The sequence below is a fragment of the Limnohabitans sp. 63ED37-2 genome, from assembly GCF_001412535.1.
Lineage (GTDB): Bacteria > Pseudomonadota > Gammaproteobacteria > Burkholderiales > Burkholderiaceae_C > Limnohabitans_A.
This window is the reverse complement of record NZ_CP011774.1, coordinates 2281309-2289445: the sequence shown is the minus strand read 5'-3', so window position 1 is coordinate 2289445 and position 8137 is coordinate 2281309. Positions and strand designations below refer to the sequence as shown.

Here is an 8137-nt window from a genome sequence, read left to right as displayed (position 1 = left end):
TGGATCCCGCATCAAGTGCGGGATGACAGGTGCACTTGTCGCCCCGCCCCATGAAATGTCACCCCGGGCTTGACCCGGGGTCCAGTTTTCAGCCCTTCACCCAGCGACTACTGTCCTCACATGGTCGTGTGCTGGGTGTGCAGATCCAGCATCGCTTGCAGGGTGTCGTTAGCAGTGCTTGCGGGCAAGGCCGTGGGGGCCTGGCTCCAGGTGTCGGCACTGGCCTCTGTGCTCAGCAGCTGGTTCAGCTGCAACACCTCGCCATTTTCCGCCGTCACCACACCACTGTCCGCGTTGGCAGACGCAGTAGCCGTCTGTACCCACGCGTCCACCATCTCATGCGTTTGGCCGTCGCTTGTGGTGAAAGTGGAGAAGCCGTCGAGCACGTTGCCGTTTTGCGCGGTTTGCTCGTCGTTGTAGTTGAGCTGGATGCTCTGAATTTGCAACTCGTACAACGCACGCAATTCGCCCGCATCGGTCTGACCATCGCTGTCGGCATCCACCCAGACCTTCAGATCGGCAAATGCCGCGTCTTGGGCATCGATCACACCGTCGGTGTTCAGGTCGTACTGCGCCAAGGCCTGCCAGCCGTCGCGGGCCAAGCTGCCATCGGCCAGCTTGGTGCTGGTGCCCAGCAGCTCGGCGCCGCTGTTGACCAAGCCGTCTTGGTTCAAGTCCATGACCAACCAGCCATCGTTGCGGTCAAGCCAGCCCACTTTTTGCGCGGTGCCGGTGTTCATCAAATCGAACAACACGCCCTCATCGATGTTCAGGGTCTGCACGCCGTCACCGTTGAGGTCCAGCGCCAAAGGCGATGCGGCCAGACTGACGTTGGAGTCGGGAATAGCGGCTGAGATCAGCACCTGCGCACCCGTGGTGCTGTGGCTGTAGACGTTGTAGGTTAGCCCGCCCACGGTCGCTGTGCTGGCTTCTTTGGCCCACATGCCGGCCAGGCCACTGTTGCCTCCTGCGCCGTCGCTGAGCAAGTTCTGCAGCGACACGTTGTCGGTGGCTGTGCCCTTGATGAGCAACTGCACCTTGCCGGCGGTGCCCGTGAAGGCATCGGTGGCGCCCAGGCTCAGCACATTGTTGGCTGACAAGGTGAGCGTTGAGGAACCCTGCAGTTCGAAAGACTCGATCTGTTGGAGCGACTTGACGGTCTGGTTGCTGGTGAGCGTGACCAGATTGAGCGTGGTGCTTGCGGCCAGCTTGAGGGTGTCCAAGCCCGCGCCGCCGTTGATGGCACCGCCTGCATTGAGCACGTTTTGCACCGATGCACTGCTGGCGGTGATGGTGTCATTGCCCGCCAAGGCATTGAGTGGGCCGCTGGTGTAAGGCAAGTCGGTGTCGTTGCCAGGGGTGGCGGGTTCCGTCGCTGCCTCAGTCAATGTATTGCCCGTACCGGCTTTGGAAAAGCTGAAGTTATCCAGCCAGTAATCACCATATCCGCTGCCGCCCGCAGTGTTGTCACCCTTCACATTCAAAACAATGGTTTTGGTTGTTGGGGCCACATAAGTGGCCACAAAATGACCAGACTCAGTGTTCGCGCCGGTGATGAAAACAATGTTGACGCCATCGATGGTTGCATTCATTTTGGTGGTCAAAAACTTATTGAGCGCATAGTCAAACTTGAAGGTATAGGTCTGACCTGCGGCCACACTGACCGACTGCTCCCACAGGGTGGCCGCATTTGCAGCATTACCCACAATGTATTTGCCTTTGATCGCGTTATCCGGGTTGGCAGTGTAAGCAGCATCGGTTAAAAAGGTTTTACCCCACGTCAGATAATTTGCTGAAGTCGCCTGGTTGCTCAGTGTGGTGTTGGTATTGCCCAAAGTCTTAACCACATTCAGGCTATCCGAAGTGACCACGCTGTAAACACTGCTCGTCGAATAAAAATTAACTGCCGTCACAGCGGTAGCGGTGCTTGTGAAGCCCGTATTGCCATCACTCAGGTCACCGTTGACCAGCAAATTGTTGCCCGCCGCATTGACTGTCCACAAATTCGACAACACGCTTTCATTGCCAGAAGCATCGATTTGCTTGGCGCTGAAGCTGTTGGCACCGGTGAAGGTGCCGGTCAGGCCCGTCACCTTCCAGGTGCCATTGCTGGCCACAACGGTGGAACCCACCAAATTGGAGCGGCTGTTGTCGTACAGGTAGATCACATCGCCAGCATTGCCCAAACCACTCACACTGCTCAAGACATTGCTTGTGGGATTCAAATTGCTTGCGTTGGCACCGGTGGCACCAACGGCCGCATTGGCCGAGTCGGTCACAGCCGTGATCACGGGGGCTGCTTCGGTGAAGTCGGTGGCCACCGCTTGGGTTGTTGAGCTCAGCACCACATTGCTGCTGCTCACCACATCGGCGCGGTAGGACCAGCTGGTGTTGTAGCCGTTGGTGTCGGTGATTTCCCAAGCCGTGCCTGCGGCGTTCACCGTCGCGTTGCCAATCAAGGTGCCGTTGGCATAGACCTTGACCACATCGCCTGCGGCCAACGGTGTGGCCACCGTGCCCGAGACCAAGCGGCCAGCGCTGGCGTCTGCCGTGAGCCAGTCGGCTGTAGCACCCGCAGGGCCACTGTCCTTGGTCATGCTGCTGAAGGCAATCACGTTGTTGGGCAGGCTGGCGTTGACGGTGCTGAGCACCTGTGCCTCGGTGGTGCTGTGGTTGTACACACGGTAGGTGGTGCCGCTGATCACGGTGGTGCCCATGTCGGTCCACTCACCGGCCAAACCGGTGTTGCCCTGTGCGCCGTTGGTGGTCACGCCGTCTTGCGCCAGCGCCTTGAGCGTGAGTGCGTCGCTGCTGGTGCCGTTGATGACCATTTGCACCTTGCCGGTGCTGCTGGCACTGGCGCTGCCGCCGGTGGTGCTTGCAAAGGTGTAGGCGCTCATGGTGCTGGCATTGCTGCCGCCCAAGCTCAGCACGTCGTTGGCGTTCAGTGTCAGGGCGCTGTTGCCCTGCATCTGCAGCACTTCCACTTCTTGGATGGTCTTGACGGTCTGGTTGCTGGTGATGGCGGTCAGGTCCAAGGTGGTGCCTGCTGCCAGTTTGAGCGTGTCCACGCCCGCGCCGCCGTCGATGAATCCGCCTGCGGCCAGTACTGTTTGCAAGGCCGTGCTGGTCGCGGTGATGGTGTCGTCACCGGCTAATGTTGATACCAAGCTGCCACTGAAGGTCACTGTATCGCTGCCAATGGATGCAGGGGACGATCCACCAGCTGCCAGACTGTTGTCTACCGTTGGCGTCAACAACTTAAAGCTGATGTCATCCAAAGTGAAGTCGCCTCCGGATGCGCCATTGCCAATATTGTTGGCAGTCATGTGAATGTCGATTGACTTGGTTTCAGTAGCCGTGTATGTGGCAGTCAAGGTACCCACATTCAATACCGTTTCACCTGCACCAACGCGAGATGGAAGTGTCATGCCGATACCATCAATTGTGGCTTTGATGGTCTGCGTGCTCCAGTCGTCCGTGTAGTAATTGAAGCTGAACTCGTAGGTTTGCCCCTTGACCACATTGAAAGCAGCAGATTTATACAAGGTGACCAAGCCTTGGGTGCCATTTACAGAGCCCACCATCACTTTGTCTCCGCCAAACACAGCCGCACGGGTGGCATTGAAATCGCTGGCCATAGGTGTGCGCGGGCTACTGTAGTTGTCTGTAAACCATGACATCGTGCTGCCACCTGAGGACACGCCTGTGCTGGTCGTTGATCTGGTCAATGCAGGGGCGGTAACCGTAGGTGTTCCCCAGACTGATGCACCCGCTGCGACGGTATAAACAAAGTCTGAGAAATTGGGTAGATTCGTACTGAATGGCACATCGGTACTGAAATTCGCAGTGGTGTCGAAGTCCCCGTTTGGAACAAGGTTGACACCTTGGGAATTGAAAGTCCACAAATTCGATAGAACGCTTTGATTTCCCAAAGAGTCGACCTGCTTGGCCGCCAATGTGTTTGACCCCGAACCTACGCCTGCGCCACTGACAGACCATGTGCCATTTGCAGACACCACGGTACTTGCAATCATGTTGTTGCTGCTGTTGTCAAACAGGAACAACACATCGCCCGGTGCACCGGTACCACTCACAGTCGCAATTGCATTAGCAGTTGACCCAGTATGAGAGACGCTCACACTGGCCGAATCCAAGACGCTGTTGATCGCTGGCGCGGCCTCGGTCAGGTCGGTGCGCACAGGCTGGTAGGCTGTGGCGCTGGTCACACCGCCGCTGACGATGTTGGCGCTGTAGACCCAGTTGGCGTTGTAGCCGTTCGGGTCGGTGATCTCCCAGGCGGTGCCTGCGGCGTTCACCGTGGCGGTGCCCAGCAAAGTGCCGTTGGCATAGACATTGACCACATCGCCTGCGGCCAACGGTGTGGCCACCGTGCCCGAGACCAAGCGGCCAGCGCTGGCGTCTGCCGTGAGCCAGTCGGCGGTCTCACCCGCCGGGCCACTGTCTTTGGTCATGCTGCTGAAAGCAATCTCATTGCTGTGGATGGTGGCATCCATCTGCGTGAGGACTTGCGCGTTTGTCGTGCTGTGGTTGTAGACCTTGTAGGTCACGCTGTTCACGCTTGCTGTGCCCATGTAGTCCCACTGACCCGACAAGCCGGTGTTGCCTTGTACGCCGTTGGTGGTGACGTCGTCCAGCTGCAAGGTATCGAGTACCAATGCATCGGTGCTGGTGCCTTTGACCACAAACTGCACTTTGCCCGTGCTGCTGGTGCTTGCAGAGCCACCGGTGGTGGTGCTGAAGCTGTATCCCGCCAGATTGGTCGCGCCCAAAGACAGGACATCGTTGGCCGACAGGGTCAGGGTGCCGCCGCCTTGCATCTGGAAAACTTCCACTTCCTGGATCGACTTGACGGTTTGGTTGCTGGTCAAGGTCTTCAGGTTCAAGTCGGTGCCAGCGGCCAGCTTGAGCGTGTCCACGCCTGCGCCGCCACCGATGAAGCCGCCCGCGGACAGTTTGGACTGGATATCGGTGCCTGCGGTGATGGTGTCGTTGCCAGCCAAACCATGGGTGGGGCTGTCGTTGTAGACCAAGGAGGCATCGTCCCCCGAGCTGGCAGACGCAGCAGTGCCCGCCACGAGGGTGTTGTTGTTGGCCACGCCTGTGGGCTTGAAGCTGAAGTTGTCGTAGATGTAATCACCGTGCCAGTCTGGGCTGGCTCGACGCGTGTTGTCCGTCCAGGTGCTCAGATTGATTGAACCTGTTTCTGTGGCAATGTAGGTGGCCTTGAAATGCCCCACTTGCGAAACACTGCCGGCCACATCGATACGAACGCCATCGATGTACACCGCCAAAGCCGTCGAAGAGATGGTGTTGGCATCGGTGGCGTATTGCACCGAGTAGTCAAAGTTGAACTCATAGGCTTGGCCTTTGACCACATCGACCGTGGCCGACCATGTGGTGCCTGCACCGACCGCACTGCCGACCAAAGCATTGCCTGTCACAGCAGCCAGTCTGGAGGTGTTGCTGGTGTTGTGCAGCACATAAGTGCTTTGCCATGTGCCAAAGTCGTAAGGCAAAGTCCCTGTTGTGGCATTGGTCGTGACCACAGTGGACCACGATGTCGGGTTTTGCACAGCGTAGTTGGACGTGGTGAGGTTGTAGTTGGTACCTGTCGTAGAGGTGCCCAGACCTGTCGTGAAACCTGCCGCATTGGCAAAGTCACCGTTGACAATGGATTCCGCCGCAGCTGCCGTCACGGTCCAGAGATTGGACAAGACGCTTGGGTTGCCCAATGCATCCACTTGCTTGGCGCTGAAGGTGTTGGCGCCCGCTCCCGTCACCAGGTCGGCGACCGTCCAGGTGCCATTGGCACCCACAACGGCTGTGCCCACCAAATTGCCGATGCTGTTGTCGTACAGGTAGATCGTGTCACCCGCGTTGCCCGTGCCGCTGACGCTGCTGAGTGTTTTGGTGGTGGTGCCTGCGTTGGCAATGCTGGCGTTGGCCGAATCGGTCACGGCTGTGATGACTGGCGCAGCTTCTGTCAGGTCGGTGCGCACAGGCTGGTAAGCCGTGGCGCTGGTCACACCGCCGCTGACGATGTTGGCGCTGTAGACCCAGTTGGCGTTGTAGCCGTTCGGGTCGGTGATCTCCCAGGCGGTGCCTGCGGCGTTCACCGTGGCGTTGCTAATCAAGGTGCCGTTGGCATAGACATTGACCACATCGCCTGCGGCCAACGGTGTGGCCACCGTGCCCGAGACCAAGCGGCCAGCGCTGGCGTCTGCCGTGAGCCAGTCGGCGGTCTCACCCGCAGGGCCACTGTCTTTGGTCATGCTGCTGAAAGCAATCTCATTGCTGTGGATGGTGGCATCCATCTGCGTGAGGACTTGCGCGTTTGTCGTGCTGTGGTTGTAGACCTTGTAGGTCACGCTGTTCACGCTTGCTGTGCCCATGTAGTCCCACTGACCCGACAAGCCGGTGTTGCCTTGAGCGCCATTGGTGGTGAAGCCGTCTTGCAACAAGGGGTCCAGCACCAAGGCGTCAGTGGTGGTGCCATTGACCACAAACTGCACTTTGCCCGCGCTGCTGGTGCTGGCGGTGCCGCCTGTGGTGCTGGCAAAGCCATAGGGTGCCATGGGGCTGGCCGAAGTGCTGGTGCCCACGGTGGTGCCGGTGTTGGTGCCGCCCAGGCTCAGCACGTCGTTGGCACTGAGCGTCAAGGTGCTGGCGCCTTGCAGGGTCACCACTTCGATTTCCTGGATGGGCTTGACGGTTTGGTTGCCGGTCAAGGTCTCCAGGTTCAAGTCGGTGCCAGCGGCCAGCTTGAGGGTGTCCACACCGGCGCCGCCGTTGATGAAGCCGCCTGCGGCCAGTTTGGTCTGGATGTCGGTGCCCGCCGTGATGACGTCGTTGCCAGCCTGTGAACTGAGTGTGCCGCTGGTGTAGGCCAAGGCCGTGTCGTTGCCGGGGGTGGCGGGTGCTGTGCCACCGGCGACCAAGCTGTTGGGTGCTGTTGCAGAAGTCGAGAAGGTCAGGTTGTCCAGGACAAGGTCGCCTTGGTTCTCAGTTGAGAAAGCAAAGTCGATCAGCCCGGTAGTGGCCGCTACGAAAGTGCCTGTGATTTTGCCTAAGTAATACCAGCTTTGGCTACCAGAGACGGTGTCAAACGCATAGTTGACGAAGGTCTCACCCAGATAAACACGCGCATCGGCCAGTTGCCAACCTTGAGCATCGAAGGTAAATGTGTAGGTTTTACCGGTTTCAACACTGACTTTTTGCGACAGGAATTTGGTGAAGCCTGATGTGACTTGATCGTTCCATCCAAAAACGTTGCCCTGAAAGCGGCCGTCTGGATTGCCCGCGTAGTTGGTGTCCACGGGGCCTGTGACCGTCATCGTTCCAGATGCCGAGGTGGCGGTTTTGTTGAGCTGACCTGTCCCGCGGTTGGTGATGGTGCCCCCGATATATGACGCCGGGAAAATACCCGCCTGGTCTGGCCCACCATAAAAGTTCTGGCCGCTTGTGGTGGCATTGTTGACGGTCACATCTCCTGTGTCCCAACCGGTCAGGCCATTGCTGAAGTCACCATTGACCAATTGGTTGTTGCCCTGTGCAGTCACCGTCCACAGATTGGACAAGACACTTTCATTGCCCAAGGTGTCCACTTGTTTGGCGCTGAAGGTGTTGCTGCCGGTGTAGACGCCGGCCAGTGGCGACACTGTCCAGCTCCCTGAGCCAGACACTGTGGCTGTTCCAACAAGATTGGTGCCACTGTTGTCGTACAGGTAAATCGTGTCACCCGCATTGCCCGTGCCGCTGACGCTGCTGAGTGTTTTGGTGGTGGTGCCGTTGTTGACAACAGCCACCGAGCCTGCATCGGTCACGCTCGTGATGACTGGCGCCGCTTCAGTGAAGTCACCGTTGACCACCTGTGTTTTGGTCGCGCCAGCGTTGCCTGCGCTGTCCACCACCTTGGCGGTGTAGGTCCAGCCAGCGTTGTAGCCGTTCAGGTCGGTGATCTCCCACTGCTGGCCGTTGACCACCGCGTTGCCAATCAGCGTGCCGTTGGCGTAGACCTTGACCACTTCGCCTGCGGTCAGCGGTGCACTGATCGAGCCCGAGACCAGTCGGCCTGCGCTGGCGTCCGCGGTGAACCAGTCAGCGTTCAAGGTGC

The 8137-nt window shown here is 58.7% G+C and carries 1 protein-coding gene; it reads right to left on the bottom strand.

All coding sequences use genetic code 11. The features are described from left to right. Positions 1-116: 116 nt before the first annotated feature. A complete protein-coding gene (locus L63ED372_RS10815; protein ID WP_062405965.1) occupies positions 117-8132 on the bottom strand; it encodes a hypothetical protein in 8016 nt (2671 codons plus the stop codon). Positions 8133-8137: the final 5 nt, after the last annotated feature.